Source organism: Mycolicibacterium flavescens, from assembly GCF_001722335.1.
Taxonomy (GTDB): domain Bacteria; phylum Actinomycetota; class Actinomycetes; order Mycobacteriales; family Mycobacteriaceae; genus Mycobacterium; species Mycobacterium flavescens.
The window spans coordinates 1-16,904 of the sequence record NZ_MIHA01000022.1 but is presented as its reverse complement, the minus strand read 5'-3'; the positions used below and the strand labels follow the sequence as shown (position 1 = coordinate 16,904).

Annotated in this window: 16 protein-coding genes; 9 read left to right on the top strand and 7 right to left on the bottom strand. The window is 69.6% G+C overall.

Annotated elements, in window-relative coordinates; all coding sequences use genetic code 11:
* The first annotated feature begins 70 nt into the window (after positions 1-70).
* The 5 genes from BHQ18_RS23600 to hflX are packed head-to-tail and all read left to right on the top strand — an operon-like array spanning position 71 to position 4,891.
* The gene (locus BHQ18_RS23600) at positions 71-946 is read left to right on the top strand and encodes a DMT family transporter (protein ID WP_069416083.1); all 876 of its coding nucleotides are present in this window, start codon (positions 71-73) and stop codon (positions 944-946) included.
* A 9-nt stretch (positions 947-955) separates the two neighbouring features.
* The gene (locus tag BHQ18_RS23595; RefSeq protein ID WP_069416082.1) at positions 956-1,639 is read left to right on the top strand and encodes a class III extradiol ring-cleavage dioxygenase family protein; all 684 of its coding nucleotides are present in this window, start codon (positions 956-958) and stop codon (positions 1,637-1,639) included.
* Positions 1,636-2,550 (top strand): tRNA (adenosine(37)-N6)-dimethylallyltransferase MiaA, encoded by a 915-nt coding sequence (gene miaA / locus BHQ18_RS23590; protein WP_069416081.1) that lies wholly within the window; start codon positions 1,636-1,638, stop codon positions 2,548-2,550. The genes BHQ18_RS23595 and miaA overlap by 4 nt, the downstream gene beginning before the upstream one ends.
* Positions 2,551-2,554: 4 nt before the next feature.
* Entirely contained in the window at positions 2,555-3,427 is an 873-nt protein-coding gene (dapF, locus tag BHQ18_RS23585) for a diaminopimelate epimerase (RefSeq protein WP_069416080.1), read from the top strand.
* Positions 3,428-3,472: 45 nt separating this feature from the next.
* The gene (gene hflX / locus BHQ18_RS23580) at positions 3,473-4,891 is read left to right on the top strand and encodes a GTPase HflX (RefSeq protein ID WP_109789394.1); all 1,419 of its coding nucleotides are present in this window, start codon (positions 3,473-3,475) and stop codon (positions 4,889-4,891) included.
* 51 nt (positions 4,892-4,942) lie between these two features.
* Here hflX and mbp1 read toward each other — a convergent pair whose 3' ends face one another.
* Both mbp1 and BHQ18_RS23570 read right to left on the bottom strand, forming a co-directional pair.
* Positions 4,943-5,182 carry a microaggregate-binding protein 1 gene (mbp1, locus tag BHQ18_RS23575; protein ID WP_084294316.1) on the bottom strand — a complete coding sequence of 80 codons (240 nt, stop codon included), beginning with the start codon at positions 5,180-5,182 and terminating at the stop codon, positions 4,943-4,945.
* A 77-nt stretch (positions 5,183-5,259) separates the two neighbouring features.
* On the bottom strand, positions 5,260-7,548 hold the full coding sequence (locus BHQ18_RS23570) for a molybdopterin guanine dinucleotide-containing S/N-oxide reductase (protein ID WP_069416077.1): 2,289 nt from the start codon (positions 7,546-7,548) through the stop codon (positions 5,260-5,262).
* Positions 7,549-7,933: 385 nt separating this feature from the next.
* Between BHQ18_RS23570 and BHQ18_RS23565 the strand changes: the two genes are divergently transcribed.
* On the top strand, positions 7,934-9,982 hold the full coding sequence (locus BHQ18_RS23565) for a sunset domain-containing protein (protein WP_205866177.1): 2,049 nt from the start codon (positions 7,934-7,936) through the stop codon (positions 9,980-9,982).
* On the opposite strand, the gene lexA is transcribed toward BHQ18_RS23565, so the two are convergent.
* Positions 9,979-10,674: a transcriptional repressor LexA gene (gene lexA, locus BHQ18_RS23560; RefSeq protein ID WP_069416076.1), complete on the bottom strand. Its 696-nt coding sequence runs from the start codon at positions 10,672-10,674 to the stop codon at positions 9,979-9,981. The two genes, BHQ18_RS23565 and lexA, sit on opposite strands and share 4 nt — an antisense overlap.
* 232 nt (positions 10,675-10,906) lie before the next feature.
* On the opposite strand from lexA, the gene BHQ18_RS23555 reads away from it, so the two are divergent.
* Positions 10,907-11,374 (top strand): LysM peptidoglycan-binding domain-containing protein, encoded by a 468-nt coding sequence (locus tag BHQ18_RS23555; protein ID WP_069416166.1) that lies wholly within the window; start codon positions 10,907-10,909, stop codon positions 11,372-11,374.
* Positions 11,375-11,532: 158 nt separating this feature from the next.
* The gene (gene nrdR / locus BHQ18_RS23550) at positions 11,533-12,000 is read left to right on the top strand and encodes a transcriptional regulator NrdR (protein WP_069416075.1); all 468 of its coding nucleotides are present in this window, start codon (positions 11,533-11,535) and stop codon (positions 11,998-12,000) included.
* Between the two features lie 17 nt (positions 12,001-12,017).
* Here the strand turns inward: nrdR and BHQ18_RS23545 are convergent, their stop codons facing one another.
* From BHQ18_RS23545 to sthA, 4 genes are all read right to left on the bottom strand, one after another.
* A complete protein-coding gene (locus tag BHQ18_RS23545) occupies positions 12,018-12,704 on the bottom strand; it encodes a PhzF family protein (RefSeq protein ID WP_069416074.1) in 687 nt (228 codons plus the stop codon).
* 56 nt (positions 12,705-12,760) lie between these two features.
* Positions 12,761-13,783, bottom strand: coding sequence for an alpha/beta fold hydrolase (locus tag BHQ18_RS23540; protein ID WP_069416073.1), 1,023 nt, complete (start codon positions 13,781-13,783; stop codon positions 12,761-12,763).
* Between the two features lie 63 nt (positions 13,784-13,846).
* A complete protein-coding gene (locus BHQ18_RS23535; protein WP_069416072.1) occupies positions 13,847-14,836 on the bottom strand; it encodes a proteasome assembly chaperone family protein in 990 nt (329 codons plus the stop codon).
* A 205-nt stretch (positions 14,837-15,041) separates the two neighbouring features.
* Entirely contained in the window at positions 15,042-16,448 is a 1,407-nt protein-coding gene (gene sthA, locus BHQ18_RS23530; protein ID WP_205866181.1) for a Si-specific NAD(P)(+) transhydrogenase, read from the bottom strand.
* A gap of 161 nt (positions 16,449-16,609) precedes the next feature.
* On the opposite strand from sthA, the gene BHQ18_RS23525 reads away from it, so the two are divergent.
* The coding region (locus BHQ18_RS23525; protein WP_131815732.1) for a DUF4192 family protein at positions 16,610-16,904 on the top strand (295 nt) is incomplete at its 3' end.

Sequence of the window (16,904 nt, the reverse complement as noted above, 5' to 3'; positions counted from 1 at the left end):
CCGGGGGCCGTGCGCACGGCTTCACCCGATGACCTGCCTAGGCTCGTCGGGGACCGACGGGAGGAGCGGGATGGCCAGGGCGGATCTCGCGGTGCTGTGCGCGCTCGGGGCGGCCCTGTTCATCGCGATCGGCGATGTCATCCACCAGCGCCAGGCCCACGAGGTCACCGACGAGCCGGTCGGGCACCTGCAGTTGTTCACGCGGCTGCTGCGCGACCGGCAGTGGTGGCTGGGCAGCGCGGTCGCCGCCGTCGGGTTCGCGCTGCAGGCCGCTGCGCTGGGCCTCGGGTCCGTGCTGCTGGTGCAGGCGCTGCTGGTCACCTCGCTGCTGTTCGCGCTGCCGATCAACGCGCGACTGACCCGGCGCCCAATGACCGGCTGGCAGTGGACGTGGGCGGCGCTGCTGGCCGCGTCGGTCGCGGTGATCGTCACCGTCGGCAACCCGACCGAGGGCGACGCGCGCGGTTCCACCGACGCCTGGATGGGCGTCATCGTGGTGCTCGGCCCGGCGCTGCTGCTGTGCGTGATCGGCGCCGGGATCGCCAGAGGCCAGGTGAGCGCGGTGCTTTTGGCGCTGGTGTCCGGGGCGCTGTGGGGCGTGTTCGCGGTGCTGACCAAGGGCGTCGTCGACCGCCTCGGCGACGGGATCTGGGCGCTGCTGACGTTGCCGGAGCTGTACGTGTGGGCGGCGGTCGCGGTCGCGGGCACCGCCTGGCAGCAGGCCTCGTTCCGGGCCGGTTCGCTGACCGCGTCGCTGCCGACGATGACGGTGGCCGAGCCGGTGGTCGCCTCGGCGCTCGGGGTGGTCGTGCTGGGCGAGACGCTGCGTCCCGGCGAGGCCGGCTGGTTGACGCTGGTGGCTGCGGTGGCGGTGATGGTGGTGTCGACGGTCGCGCTCGCGCGCGGCGAGGCGGCCAGCGTCGGGCACGCGGGCACACCGCATTAGCGTGGACGCGTGCTGAGCGCCATCGCGATCATCCCGTCGGCACCGGTGCTGGTGCCCGAGCTGGCCGGCGGTGCGGCCGCCGAACTGACCGGGCTGCGCGACGCCGTGTTCTCCGCTGTGGCCGAGTTGCCGCCCCGGTGGATCGCCGTCGGGGTGGCCGACACCGACACCGTTGTGGACCCGCAGACGGCCGGCACCTTCGCCGGCTACGGCCTCGACGTGCGGGTCACGCTGGCCCCCGACGTCGACGCCGCGCCGACCCGGCTGCCGCTGTGCGCGCTGATCGCCGGATGGGTGCGCGGCGCGGCAGGCGGGGCTGCGACGGCCGAGGTGCGGGCCTACGCCGCCGACCACGACAGCGACGCCGCGGTACGGCACGGACGGCAGCTGCGGGCACTGGTCGACGAGGCGGCCGACCCGATCGGTGTGCTGGTGGTCGGCGACGGGCTCAACACGCTGACACCGTCGGCGCCCGGCGGCCACGAGCCGGACTCCGTGCCGGTGCAGGCCGACCTCGACGACGCGCTGGCCGCCGGCGACGCCGCGGCGTTGACCCGTCTGCCCGGCGCGGTGATCGGCCGGGTGGCATACCAGGTGCTGGCCGGGCTGGCCGAGGCCCCGCGGTCCGCCGGCGAGCTCTACCGCGGGGCGCCGTACGGGGTTGGGTACTTCGTCGGCGTCTGGAAGCCGTGACGAGACCCATCGCGGTCGTCGGGCCGACCGGGACCGGGAAATCGGCGCTGGCGCTCGACATCGCCGAACGGCTGGGCGCCGCCGAGATCGTCAACGCCGACGCGATGCAGCTGTACCGGGGAATGGACATCGGGACCGCGAAACTCCGGGTCTGCGAGCGCCGCGGCGTCCCGCACCACCAACTCGACGTACTCGAGGTGACCGAGACCGCCAGCGTCGCGCGCTATCAGCGGGCGGCCGCTGCCGACGTCGAGGCGATCGCCGCGCGCGGGGCGGTGCCGATCCTGGTGGGCGGATCGATGATGTACATCCAGGCGCTGCTCGACGACTGGACGTTCCCGGCGACCGACCCCGCGGTGCGGGCCCGGTGGGAGCAGCGGCTGGCCGAGATCGGGGTGGCCGCGCTGCACGGCGAGTTGGCGCGCGTCGACGCGGATGCGGCCGCTTCCATCCTGCCGACCGACGGGCGCCGGATCGTGCGCGCGCTCGAGGTCGTCGAACTGACGGGTCAGCCGTTCGCGGCGTCGTTTCCCGCCATCGGCGCACCCAAATGGGACACCGTGATCGTCGGAATCGATTGGGAGACCGCGTTACTGGACGAGCGGCTGGCATTGCGCACCGACAAGATGTTCGACGACGGCCTCGTCGGCGAGGTGCGCACGCTGATGGGCCGGGGGCTGCGCGACGGGGTCACCGCCTCCCGCGCGCTGGGGTACGCGCAGGTGCTGGCCGACATCGACGCCGGCGGTGACGGATCGGCCGCCCGCGAGCCCACGTTCATCGGCACCCGGCGCTACGTGCGCCGGCAGCGGTCCTGGTTCCGGCGTGACCACCGCATCACCTGGCTCGACGGCGCCGAACCCGCCCGGCTCGTGGACGACACCCTGCGGGTGTGGCGCGACGTACCCTGAACGGGTGGAGTTCGCCAAGGGGCACGGCACGCAGAACGACTTTCTGCTGCTGCCCGACACCGGTTTCGAGCGCGCGCTGTCGCCTGCGGCGGTGGCGGAGCTGTGCGACCGGCGTCGCGGGCTGGGCGCCGACGGTGTACTGCGGGTGACCACGGCCGGCGCCGCCCAGCAGGCGGGGCTGTTCGAGGCGCTGCCCGAGGGCGTCGCCGCCGAGGACTGGTACATGGACTACCGCAACGCCGACGGGTCCATTGCGGAGATGTGCGGCAACGGCGTCCGGGTTTTCGCGCACTACCTGCGGGCCAGTGGTCTGGAGCGGCGCGAAGAGTTCGTCGTGGGCACGCTGGCCGGTCCGCGCCCGGTGGTGCTGCACGACTGGGACGCCACCCACGCGCTCGTCACGGTCGAGATGGGTAAGGCCAACCAGTTGGGCGTCGGCGAGGCGGTCGTCGGGGGCCGGCCGTTCGCGGGGCTGGCCATCGACGTCGGCAACCCGCATCTGGCGTGCGTGGACCCCGACCTGACGCTCGAGGAGTTGGCCGCACTGGACGTGGCGGCGCCGGTGTCGTTCGACGCCGCGCAGTTCCCCCGGGGTGTCAACGTGGAGGTGCTGACCGCAGCGGCCGACGGCGCGGTCGCGATGCGGGTGCACGAGCGCGGGGTCGGCGAGACGCGATCCTGCGGAACCGGGACGGTCGCGGCGGCGGTCGCCGCGCTGGCGTTCGCCGGTGCCGCCACCGGGGCTCTGGACGTGCGGGTTCCCGGCGGGGAGGTCACCGTCACGGTCACCGAGGCCAGCAGTTACCTGCGCGGCCCGTCGGTGCTGGTGGCGCACGGGACGATATCGGAGGAATGGTGGAGCGCGGCCCAACGTTAATCGAGGTGCATGAAAAGTGATCTCCGTGCGAATCTGTATTCGCCTATGACGTTTCCCGAATTCCCCGCACAAGAGACCCCGAGCACGGGTGAGCTGGCCCTCGAAGACCGCACGGCGTTGCGCCGCGTGGCCGGGCTGTCGACCGAACTGGCCGACGTCTCCGAGGTCGAATACCGCCAGTTGCGTCTGGAACGTGTTGTGCTGGTTGGGGTTTGGACCGAAGGCAGCGTCGCCGACGCGGAAGCCAGCCTGGCCGAACTCGCCGCGCTCGCCGAGACCGCCGGCTCCGAGGTGCTCGACGGGCTGATCCAGCGCCGCGACCGGCCCGACCCGTCGACCTACATCGGTTCCGGTAAGGCCGCCGAACTACGCGAGGTGGTGCTGGCGACCGGCGCCGACACCGTCATCTGCGACGGCGAACTCAGCCCCGCCCAGCTCAACGCCCTGGAGAAGGCGGTCAAGGTCAAGGTGATCGACCGCACCGCGCTGATCCTCGACATCTTCGCCCAGCACGCGACCAGCCGCGAAGGCAAGGCACAGGTGAGCCTGGCGCAGATGGAGTACATGCTGCCGCGGCTGCGCGGCTGGGGTGAGTCGATGTCCCGGCAGGCCGGTGGCCGCGCGGGCGGCGCCGGCGGCGGGGTGGGCACCCGCGGGCCTGGTGAGACCAAGATCGAGACCGACCGCCGTCGCATCCGCGAACGGATGGCGAAATTGCGCCGCGACATCAAGGACATGAAGAAGATCCGCGATACGCAGCGCGGCGGGCGGCGTCGCAGCGAGGTGCCGTCGATCGCGATCGTCGGCTACACCAACGCCGGCAAGTCGAGCCTGCTCAACGCGCTCACCGGCGCGGGCGTACTCGTCGAGAACGCATTGTTCGCCACCCTCGAACCCACCACGCGTCGAGGCGAATTCGCCGACGGCCGGCCGTTCGTGCTGACGGACACGGTCGGGTTCGTCCGGCACCTGCCCACGCAACTCGTCGAGGCGTTCCGCTCGACGCTGGAGGAGGTCGTCGACGCCGACCTGCTGGTGCATGTCGTCGACGGATCCGATGCGAATCCGCTGGCGCAGATCAACGCGGTGCGCCAGGTCGTCAACGAGGTGGTAGCCGAGCGTGATGTGTCGCGAGCGCCGGAGTTGTTGGTGGTCAACAAGACCGACTCCGCCGACGGTTTGACGCTGGCCCAGCTGCGACGCGCCCTGCCCGACGCGGTGTTCGTCTCCGCGCACACCGGTGACGGGCTGGACCGGCTGCAGCAGAGGATGGCCGAGCTGATCCCGCCCACCGACATCACCGTGGACGTGACGATCCCGTACGACCGCGGCGATCTGGTGAACCGCGTGCACGCCGACGGTCGGGTGGACGCCGTCGAGCACACCGGCGACGGCACCAGGATCAAGGCGCGGGTCCCGGTTGCGCTCGAGGCGAGTCTGCGCGAATTCGCCACGTTCGAATAGACGCCAAAAGGCGCGGAGAAGCGTTCGCCTCCCCGCGCCCTCGGTCGTTTTCTACTGCTGCTCGGCTTGCTGACGCTTCTCGGCGGTCTTGGCCGCCGCGCGGGCGCTTTCAGCCTCCGCCTCTTTCTCGGCGGCGTTGCGCTGTGCTTCGGCCTTGTCCTGCTGGGCCTGGCCCTCGCGGTACAGGTCGTCACGGCCCGCGACCGCGCCGAGCACCTCCTTGGCCTTGCCCTTCACGCCTTCGACGACGCCTTTGACGGCTTCTTCGGGCCCACTGTTGTTCGACGACATCGTCGGGTTCCTTCCGGTCGGTTCGGATGTGGTCATGCAGATTCCCGAAACGACCATCCGCTAAACGAAGTGTGGGTTCACTCACGCCGCCGGATCACCGGCGGTTCGTGGGCGCGTACCGGCGGCAACTCGCCCGTGAACTTCTCCACCTGCACCAGCACATGGGCGCCCGTGCAACCGTGGGCGAGCTTCGAGGTGCCCGAATCGTCGGTCAGCACGTTCGGATTCCCGTGCACGCACATCGCATCGGGATCCGACGGGTCCGCGGGATCGAACCAGGCCCCGGTGGCCAGTTGCACCACTGAGGGCCGCAACCGGTCGTCGACCACCAGCCCGGCCAGGCAGGCTCCCCGGTCGTTGAACACCCGCACGATGTCACCGTCGCTCAGGCCGCGGGCGGCGGCATCTGAAGGATGCATCCGGATCGGTTCACGCCCTTGAATTTTCGACGCCTGGCTGACCGCGCCGCCGTCGAGTTGCCCGTGCAGTCGCGACGCCGGCTGGTTGGCGAGCAGGTGAAGTGGAAACTGCGTGGCGCGAGGCGATTTGAGCCATTCGGAGGGCTCGAACCATTTGGGGTGCCCAGCGCAGTCGTCGTATCCGAACCCGTCGATGTCAGCGGAGAAGATCTCGATGCGCCCGCTCGGGGTGCCCAGTCGGTGTGCCGCCGGATCGGCGCGGTAATCGGCCAGCAGTGTCAGCCCGTCCTCGGTGGCTAGCCGCAGCCGACCCTGCTGCCAGAACTCGTCGAACGTCGGCACCGCGAAATCGAGTGCGGCGGCCCACTTGTCGTACAGGTGCGCCAACCACTGACGTGCGGTACGGCCCTCGGTGAACTGCTCGCCGAAGCCGAGGCGGTGGGCCAGAGCGGCGAAAGTCGAATAGTCGTCCCGGGATCGGGCGAACGGTTCGGCGAGTCGGGGCATTGCCATCAGCACCGGGTCGTTACGCGAGCCCGAATAGTCCTCGCGTTCGAACGCCGTCGTCGAGGGCACCACGATGTCGGCGTGCTTGGCCATCGCGGTCCAGTACGGATCGTGCACGACGATCGTGTCCACCCGGCTCAGCGCGCGCCGTAACCGCGGGATGTTCTGGTGGTGGTGGAACGGGTTTCCGCCGGCCCAGTACACCAGTTTGATCTCGGGGAACCTCAGGCGGCGCCCGTTGTAGTCGAACTGCTCGCCCGGGCGCAGTAGCAGGTCGCTGATCGCGGCGACGGGGATGAAGCTCTGCACCGGGTTGATGCCCTGCGGCAGGCGCGGCAGCTCCGAACGCAGCGGCGGCAGGCCCGGCTCGTTCATCGAGCCGTAGCCGTGCCCGAATCCGCCTCCGGGAAGGCCGATCTGGCCGAGCATGGCGGCCAGTGTCAGCCCCATCCACGGGGCCTGCTCGCCGTGCCGGATGCGCTGCAGAGACCAGCTGACGGTGACGATCGTGCGCTGTCCGGCCATCCGACGGGCCAGTTCGGTCAGGTCATCGGCGGGAAGACCGCTGATCGTCGACGCCCACTGCGGCGACTTGGGCACCCCGTCGTCGTGGCCGAGCAGATAGCGCTCGAAGCGGTCATAGCCGGTGCAGTAGGTGGCCAGGAACTCCCGGTCGGCCAGGTTCTCGGTGGCCAGCACGTAGGCCAGGCCCAGCATGACCGCCACGTCGGTGCCCGGGATCAGGGCATGCCAGTCGCAGTCGCCGTCGACGTCGTCGCGCAGCGGGGAGAACGACACGATGCGGCCGCCGCGGGCACGGAACTTGCGCAGCGCGTCGCGGGCCGGATGCGCCGTGGTGCCGCCGTGGTTGATCGCGGTGTTCTTCAACGCGATCCCGCCGAAGCAGACCAGCAGATCGGTGTGCTCGACGATGACCTCCCACGACGTCGAGCGTTTGAACAGGTCGTCGTGCGTGCCGACGACGCGGGGCATGATCACCCCGGTCGCGCCCAGGCTGTAGGAGTGCCGCGAAAACGTGTAGCCGCCAAGCAGGTTCAGGAAGCGGTGCACCTGGCTCTGGGCGTGGTGGAAGCGGCCGGCGCTGGACCAGCCGTAGGAGCCGCCGAAGACCGCCTCGTTGCCGTGGGTGTCGACCACGCGCCGCAACTCCGTGGCGAGGATCTCTTCGAGTTCGTCCCACGACACCGCGACGAACTCGTCGTCGCCGCGCCGGTCCGACGGACCCGGGCCCGCGCGCAGCCAGCCGCGACGCACGGCGGGGGCCGCCACCCTCGACCGGTGCCGCAGCGAGCCGGGCAGGTTGCCGAGCAGGGGAGAGGGGTCGGCGTCACCTTCGGCCGCGGTGACCGCCGCGATGTCCCCGTCGGCCATCGTCGCGGTGAAGGCGCCCCAATGCGTGAGGCTGGCAGGGCGGGACATGGCGCGATCTTAGGTCCGTCCGCGACTTCGGTGACCGATCGGCGACCGTGCAATGGCGCGGAGAATTTGTGCGGGTATTTGATTCGACTTTGCCCAGACAAATGCACGGTGGCTACGGCTGCGCATCTCAATTTGTGGTGGCGTAGGCCATTCTCGGCGACCGCCTGCAAACTGCAGACCGCGGCGTTGAACCCGATCCTCGGCTTTGGTTTGGGCGTCTAGCTGCTGCAATTGCCCTCGCTCAAACGGGGGTTGATCCCAGCGATGGGCCCGCAGACAGGTATTTTCCTTGCCAGGATCGGCGTATTCGTAGGTGATCGACGTCAGCTGACAGCAGTTGACGGGCGCGAAATTGCAGGAATTTCGTGCCGACGCGGGAGGACGAATGAGCGGGCAGAACAGCCGACGCACGGCGACGTGGGCGCGGATGGCGATCGGGCTGCTCGCCGGTGCGGCGGCCCTGCTGATGAGCCCGGTCGCGGCGGCGACTCCGGAATCCGACGCCGACGCCGCGATCACCGCGGCGTGGCAGGCCAGCGGCGGACCCGGCGGGCCGCTGGGAGCCGAACAGGGCGACTTGTACCCCGCCGGTGACGGCTTCGCGCAGAACTACAGCGCCGGCAAGATGTTCTTCACCCCGCAGACCGGCGCCCACTACGTGCGCGGCGCGATTCTGGAGAAGTACGAGTCACTCGGCGGGCCCGCCGACAGCGACCTGGGCTTCCCCACGATCGACGACGGGCCGGGCCGCGCCCCCGGCAGCTTCAACACCACGTTCAGCGCCGCCGACAAACCGGTGATCTTCTGGACCGCCGACACCGGCGCCCGGGTGGTGCGCGGACCCATCAACGCCGCCTGGGACAAGCTCGGCGGATCCTCCGGAGTGCTCGGCGTGCCCGCCGGCGACGAGGCGTACCGCGGGGATCTCGTCTCGCAGAAGTTCACCGGCGGTGAGCTGACGTACAACACGCGCGACAAGACGTTCACCACCGTCCCGCCGGAGCTGGCCGCGCAGCTGACCGGGCTCGAGGTGCCCGCCGATCCGACGTCGGCGATCAACGCCGCCCGCCGCGCCGCCGGGGGAGCGCTGGGCCCGCTCGGCGCCGCCGAGGGGCCGCCGTACAAGATCGGCGAGGACGGTCTCGGCCAGAACTTCGCCGGCGGCAAAATCTTCTACAGCCCGGCGACCGGCGCGCGGGTGGTCACCGGCCAGGTGCTCGCCAAGTACGAAAGCCTCGGCGGGCCGCAAGGCGACCTCGGTTTCCCGACCTCCGGTGAGGAAGTCGGCGGAGCCGGCGCCGCCAGCCGGATGTCGACGTTCGCCGCCGAGGACAAACCGGTGATCTTCTGGACCCCCGATTACGGCGCCGTCCTGGTTCGCGGCCCGATGCGTGCGGCCTGGGACAAGCTCGACGGGGCCGAGGGCCCGCTCGGCGCGCCGATGGCCGACCACACCGAGAGCGACGGTGTGCTCACCCAGCGGTTCAGCGGCGGCGTCGTGTCCTGGGACCGCGCCACCGGCGACTTCAGCACCGAACCGGCCAACCTGGCCGGCCAGTTGTCCGATCTACAGGTGCCCGGCGAGCAGGTGCCCGACACGCCGGCCGCGCCGCCCGGCGACTCTGACGGGTCGAGCTGGTTCGGCTGGAGCTGGTGGTGGCTGCTGGCGATCGTGCCGGTGCTGATCCTGATCGGTGTGGTCGTGTTCGCGACGATGCGCAACCGGCGCAGCGACGACTGGCATCCGGGCTTCGACGAGGAGCGGTTCGACGACGGCTACGGCAGCGACGTCGACCGCGTCTACAGCGCCGTCGGCGCGCGTGAGCCCGACGTCGAACAGTCCAGCAGCGAAGATTACGCCGCCGCGATGTTCGGCGACCGGTATGCCCGCGAAGGCATGGGCGCACTGAACCCGGTGGGCCCCGACGATCCGGTGAACAGCCCGTGGGAAGCGCCGCGCGAATTCGATGAGCCGGCACCCGACGACGTCAAGGATCCGGTCGATCCGGTCGATCCGTACGGCGACTTCGGCGACCTCGAACCGCCCCAGGCCGACCAGCACCTCGAGGACCAGCACCTCGAGGACCAGCACCAGGCCGGGGACGAGGAGCCCGAGGAGAACCCGGACGACGTCATCACCGCTCCGACACCGCTACCTTCGCTGGGCGCGCAGACCACACCGGACCGGGATCCGTTGACCGACACCGGTCGCCACGCCCGCATCGAGATCGACGAGCCGGAGACCCCGGCGCCGGCATTCCGGCTGCCGGTCGGCGACTCGGCAGAGGCGCCCGAGGGATACCCGATCAAGGCCGACACCCAGTCGGGCCGCTACTGGGTGCCGGGGTCGGCCGCCTACGACGAGGCGCGCGCCGAAATCTGGTTCTCCAGCGAGGATTTCGCGGTGACGAACGGGTTCGTCCGCGCCGACTAGATCTTGCGGATGACAGTGACGACCTTGCCGAGCACCGCGGCGTCGTTACCGGGGATCGGATCGAAGGCCGGGTTGTGCGGCATCAGCCAGACCTGTCCGCGGGTGCGCTTGAAGGTCTTGACCGTCGCCTCGCCATCGATCATCGCGGCGACGATGTCGCCGTTGTCGGCGACGTTCTGCTGACGTACCACCACCCAGTCGCCGTCGCAGATCGCCGCGTCGACCATCGAATCGCCGACCACCTTGAGCAGGAACAGCGAGCCCTCGCCGACCAGTTCGCGCGGTAGCGGGAAGACGTCCTCGACGGCCTCCTCGGCCAGGATCGGGCCGCCGGCGGCGATGCGTCCCAGCACCGGCACGAACGTGGGTTCCGGCAGGGCGTCGGAACCGGCGACGTCGGTGGCGACGATCGGTGTGGCGGCCACCTCGTCGGCGCCGCGGACATCCACCGCGCGAGGGCGATTCGGGTCCCGGCGCAGATAGCCCTTGCGCTCCAGGGTGCGCAGTTGGTGGGCCACCGACGACGTCGACGTCAGGCCGACCGCGTCGCCGATCTCCCGGATGCTCGGCGGATAGCCGCGGCTGGTCACCGAGGTGCGGATGACCTCGAGGATGGTGCGCTGACGCTCGGTCAGACTCGTGTCGAGGCTGCGGCCGCGGGTGCGGTCCGGGGTGTCGCTGCTGGAGTCCATGGCGCCGAATGTAACCCGCAGCAAGTCATTTTTCAAACATTTGTTCGAGGCGTGTCGGGATTGGCGGAGGTCGGTCGGGGCGTCGGAAGCGGCCGATGGTTGCGCGCAGATTTTTTGTCGGTGCCCTGCTTTTTCGTTTGGCAACAGTTCGATCACATGTTCTATCACTCGAACACGTGAGCGAGTATTGTTCGAACACAAGAGCGAAGCAGCGGACGGGAAGGCAACCACGATGACGATCCTCGAAACCCGGGAAATCCAGGCAGTACCTGCGGCGCGGCCCCGCAGGCGTGTCGAACCGAGCCGGCGCGGCGCACCGGGTCGGCGGCCGCGGTCGCAGCGCCCGGGCGGTGCGCCGCTGCGCTACCGCGGTCCGGGGGTCGTGATGTCGCGGGCCTCGCACCGCAGGCGGCCGATCACTCCCGGCACCACGGTGCTGCTGGCGCTGGTCGCCGCGGGGATCACGGTATGGCTGGGCCTGGTGGCGCAGTTCGGCGGCGTGGTCGGCGCAACCCCGGCGGCGGTGCCCGACCGGCTGGCGGTCGTGCAGGTCCAGATGGGTGAGAGCCTGCACCAGGTCGCGCAGCGCGTGGCGCCGGAGGCGCCGGTGAGCCAGGTGGTCGAGCGGATCCGCGAGCTCAATCAGCTCGACACCGCGGCGCTCGACGCCGGCCAGACGTTGATCGCGCCGGTCGGCTGACCGCGCGGTCACGTCGAAAACCTTGTCACGCACAGATGTTCACCGACAGGTGGGCGGACTACGCGCCGATCGGCCCGGTTCTGGGCTTGCGCGAGACGGCGCGGGTACGCTCGAAGACGTTTGACGTAGTCGTTTGTTGGCGTGACGAAGGAGCGGTAATGCATTGTCCGTTCTGCCGTCATCCCGATTCGCGCGTCGTGGATTCCCGGGAAACCGACGAGGGCCAGGCGATTCGCCGGCGCCGGTCATGCCCGGAGTGCGGTAAACGGTTCACGACGGTGGAGACTGCGGTGCTGGCGGTGGTCAAGCGCAGTGGCGTCACCGAACCGTTCAGCCGCGAGAAGGTCATCAAGGGCGTCCGCCGGGCCTGCCAGGGGCGTCAAGTCGACGACGACGCGCTGAACCTGCTCGCCCAGCAGGTGGAGGACACGGTGCGGGCCTCGGGTCCGGAGGTGCCCAGTCACGAGGTCGGGCTGGCGATCCTGGGACCGCTGCGCGACCTCGACGAGGTGGCGTATCTGCGGTTCGCCTCGGTGTACCGCGGTTTCACGTCGGCCGCGGACTTCGAGCGGGAGATCGAGGCGCTGCGGGCACACCGCGATTCGCCGCAACCGACCGCGAGCTAGGCGACGCGCACGCGTCGTCAGTCGATCTGCTTGACGCCGTCGTCGACCACGCGCCCGGCCACCCGGACCCAGCCTTCGGGGCTCCACTGGGTGTGGATGTGCGAGCCCTTGCCCTGCACGATGTGCAGGTCGCGGCTCAGGTAGTCGGTGATCCGCACCGCCGCCGCGCCGGTCGCTTCGTCCTCGGGCACGCCCAGGTCGGCGGCGAACATGCGGGAACGGACGACGTCGCGCTCCTTGTCCGCCCAAGTCCACAGGTAGTGGTTGATGTCGTCGGAGTAGTCGTCGGGATCGGCGGCAAGCAGTTCGTCGACCGAGGCGATGTCGTAGATCGCGAAGTCAGGGGCCCACTCGGCGCGGGCGCTGATCGCGGCCATGTCGTCGAGGTAGGTCACCTGCACGATGCCCGCCGGGACCCGCAACGTGTGCACGGGCGCGCCCCGATCCCGCAGCCACCACGAAGCGCCGACGGTCGGATGCCCGGCGAACGGCAGCTCGACGGCCGGCGTGAAGATCCGGGCCTGTGCCGTGTTCGCGCCGGAAGCGGGCAGATCTATGAAAATCGTTTCGCTGTAACCCAATTGCGTCGCGATGCGTTGCCGGTCGGCGGGGTCGACGGTGCTCGCGTCGACGACCCCCAGCGGGTTCCCGTGATTGCCGTCCGGATCGGTGAAGACCCTCAGCACGGTCACGTCGATAGGCATGACCCGATGCTACGTGCTGCCGATGAGGCGGTGGCCGGGTTCGTTCGGCGCCGGAGCTAGGTGGCGCTGCGCTCGTCGGCGTCGATCGCGTCGAGGACGGCGGCACGGGTGTCGCCGGGCCCGCTGATCGTGCCTTCGTTGGCCCCGGCCCGTAGCAACGCTCGCAGGTACTCCTGGTCGTGTTCGGCGGGTTCGGTGGAGTCGATGAACTTTTCGACCACCTCGACGAACCGGTCGGGCTCGCCGTGGAACGGGAAGTGCCCGCAACCCTCGAAGATCTCCAGTCGCGAACCGGGCATCGCGGCGTGTGCCATGTGAGCGTGGCTGACCGGGATGACCGAATCCGCGCTACCCCAGATCAGCTGCACCGGAACCGATTGCGTCAGATAGCAGCGGTCGAGCATGGTGACCACCTGGCCGCGCCAGTCCACCACAGCTCGCAGGGTCCGGGCGAACGCCGAGGATGCGGTCGGCTCTGGAAGGTCAGCCAGGATGCGCAGTGCCTGCGGCAGGTCGCGGCCCAGCCCGGTGGATCCCAGTGCACCACCGGCGATCCGGCCCATCGCCTGCAGCGCGGGCAGCACCAGCGGCAGCCGCAGCAACGCCAGCGCTTCACTGCCCATCGGCAGCGACGCGAACCGCAGCGCGATGTTGACGTCCTTGGTGACCCCGCCGGAGCCGACCAGGATCAGCCGGTCGACCAACTGCGGGAACTGGTAGGCGAACTGCATCGCCACACCGCCGCCCAGCGAGTGCCCGACGACGGTGACTCGGTCGATGTCGAGCACGCTGAGCAGATCGCGCATCCCGTTGGCGTAGGCCGCCACCGAGTAGTCCGCGCGCGGCTTGTCGGATTTGCCGTGCCCCAGCAGATCCGGAGCGATCACGGTGAACCGCTGGGCGAGCTTGGCCTGCACCGTCTCCCAGGTCGTCGAGTTGTCGCCGATGCCGTGGATCAGCAGGATCGCCGGCCCCGAACCCGCCACCCGGAACGCGCGACGGTAGCCGTGGATGGTGCGGAACTGCAGCGTGGGTGTCAGTTCCCGGACCGGCCGCAGATTGGCCTTTCGCGCTGCCATTGCGACAACTTAGCTGGCCTCACGGTGTCGCGCTATTCGACGGCCGTTGACCGGGACGGCCCGCTAACCGGTGTCGTCGCCGTCCTGGTGGCGGTCCTTGGACTTCTTCTCCGCCTGCTGCGCCAGGAACCGCTCGAACTCGGCGCCGAGTTCGTCCCCGCTGGGCAGATCCTCGTCGCTGGCCAGCAGCGACCGGTTTTCCTGCGCGGCGACGAACGCGTCGTACTGACGCTCCAGGGCGGTCACCACCTGGGCGACCTCCGGGCTGGCCTCGACCTGCTCGTTGATCTTGTCCAGCACCTCGGCGCCGGCGGTCGTGAGCGCGTCGAGCGGAATCTGCAGCGCGGCGCTGCGGGAGACCTCGGCCAGCAACGCCTCGGCGGCGGCGGGGTAGTCGGTCTGGGCCAGGTAGTGCGGCACGTGCACCGTGTAGCCGACGACCTCGTGGCCGTGTTGCGACATGCGGAACTCGAGCAGGTTCGACGCACTGCCCGGCACCTGCACCTCACCCACCCACGGCTGGTGGTCGGCGATGAGTTCCTTGTCGTTGGAATGCGCGGTCATCGTGATCGGCCGGGTGTGCGGCACCGCCATCGGGATCGTGCCCAGGCCGACCACCCGGCGCACCCCGAGCCGCTCGGCCAGCAGCCGTACCGCGGTGATGAACCGTTCCCAGCGCAGGTCCGGCTCCAGGCCGGCCAGCAGCAGGAACGGGGTGCCGACGCTGTCGCGTAGCGCGTAGAGGTTGAGCTCGGGTTCCTCGTAGTGGGTGAAGTGGTCGGTCTTGAACGTCATCAGCGGCCGGCGGGAGCGGTAGTCCAGCAGCTCGTCGATGGCGAACGACGCCACCAGCTCGGTATCCAACGTGTTCTTCAGGTGCTGGGCGGCCAACCGGATCGCGTGGCCGGCGTCGGAGAACCCCTCCAACGCATGGATGAGCACCGGACCGCGCCCGTCGGTCGACGACAGTTGCGGTGCCGGGAACTCCAGCTCGTACATGCCGGAGTGCTCGGGCTGGTAGTGGTGCTCAGGCTTGCCAGCGTTGTCAGCCATGATTCGCCTCCTCGCCGTGGTACCGGACAATGTTGTCTTGTACCAGTACAACTAGTGTCGCGCACAATGCGTTCCCGTTGCCGGGTAACCCATACCCCATCCGGCCGAGATGTCAGATCCTCCGGTGTTGCGAGCGGCCAGTTATGACGCCGTGTGTGGTGATCTCCGCCAGGTAAGTGGCCGCTCGGCGCTGAAGCCGCCGGTGTCAGCTCCGGAACTGGCTCAGCGCACGCAGCTTGTTCATCACGTCGAGCGCGGCGACCTTGTAGGCCTCCGAGAACGTGGGGTAGTTGAACACCGCGTCGACGAGGTATTCGATGGTGCCGCCGCAGCCCATCACCGCCTGACCGATGTGCACCATCTCGGTGGCGCTGGTGCCGAAGATGTGCACGCCCAGCAACTTCAGGTCGTCGGTGGAGACCAGCAGCTTGAGCATGCCGTAGGAGTCGCCGGCGATCTGCCCGCGGGCCAGCTCGCGGTACCGCGACACGCCGACCTCGTAGGGGATGGCGTTTCGGGTGAGTTCGACTTCGGTGGCGCCGACGTAGGACACCTCGGGGATGGAGTAGATGCCGATGGGCTGCAGGTCGGTCATGCCCTTGGCGGGTTCGCCGAACGCGTGGTAGGCCGCCAGCCGGCCCTGGTCCATCGAGGTGGCCGCCAGCGCCGGGAAGCCGATCACGTCGCCGACGGCGTAGACGTGGTCGACCATGGTCTGGAAGTTGCTGTCGACGGAGATCCGCCCGCGCGCATCGGTTTCCAGGCCGGCGTTGCCGAGATCGAGGTGGTCGGTCTGGCCCTGCCGGCCCGCCGAGTACATCACGGTTTCGGCGGGGATCTGTTTGCCGCTGGCCAGCGTGGTGACGGTGCCGGCGGCGCCGACGTCGACGGCGGTGACCTCCTCGCCGAACCGGAACGTCACCGCCAGGTCGCGCAGGTGGAACTTGAGCGCCTCGATGATCTCGGGATCGCAGAACTCGAGCATGTTCTCGCGCTTCTCGACGACGGTCACCTTGGTGCCCAGCGCGGCGAACATCGACGCGTACTCGATGCCGATCACACCGGCGCCCACCACGACCATCGTCGTCGGCAGCGATTTGAGGTCCAGGATGCCGTCGGAGTCGAGCACCCGCTCCTCGTCGAACTCCACCCCGGTGGGCCGCGCCGGCTTGGTGCCGGTGGCGATGACGATGTATTCACCGCGGACGGTGGTGCTCTCCCCGCGGGTGGGCTCCTCGACCAGCACGGTGTGCGCGTCGACGAACCGGCCGTGCCCCTGGACCAGGTCGATCCGGTTGCGCATCAGCTGTGAGCGCACGACGTCCTGCTCCTTGCCGATGACATGGCTCGTGCGGGCCAGCAGATCGGCGGGGGTGATCTTCTCCTTGACCCGGTAGCTGGAGCCGTACAGCTCGCGCTGGCTCATCCCGGTGAGGTAGACGACCGCCTCGCGCAGCGTCTTGGACGGGATGGTTCCGGTGTTCACGCAGACGCCGCCGAGCATCCGTCCGCGTTCGATCACGGCGACCGATTTGCCGAGCTTCGCTGCCGCGATGGCGGCTTTCTGGCCGCCCGGGCCCGAACCGATGACGACCAGGTCATACTCCAGCATCGAACCCATAGCCACTAGGTGTACGCCGGTTGCGGTGATCTCGCACGCTGGACGCAGCAACACGAGGTGAATTCATCCCCAACCGCGAATTCGTCCACAGGTACGCCGTCGGCGGGCCTCGGGCGCCGTCGGTAGTCCGACCCGGCGGGGAAGGTCGGCCCATGACGACATCGCACTCACCCGATTTCCACCTGAACCGGCCCGGCGTCCTGATCGCCGCCCTGCCCGCGGTGCTGGGCTTCGTACCGGAGAACTCACTCGTGCTCGTGACGGTCGACCGCGGCGCGCTGGGCTGCGTCATGCGGGTGGACCTGCCCGGTGCGCTCAACGACCTCGACGGCTGCCTCGACCACGTCGCCGAGGTGGCTGCCGCCGCCGAACCCGACTCGGCGATCGCGGTGATCGTCGACGACCGTGGCTCCAGTTGTCAGACCTGCGCCGACGAGTACCGCGAGC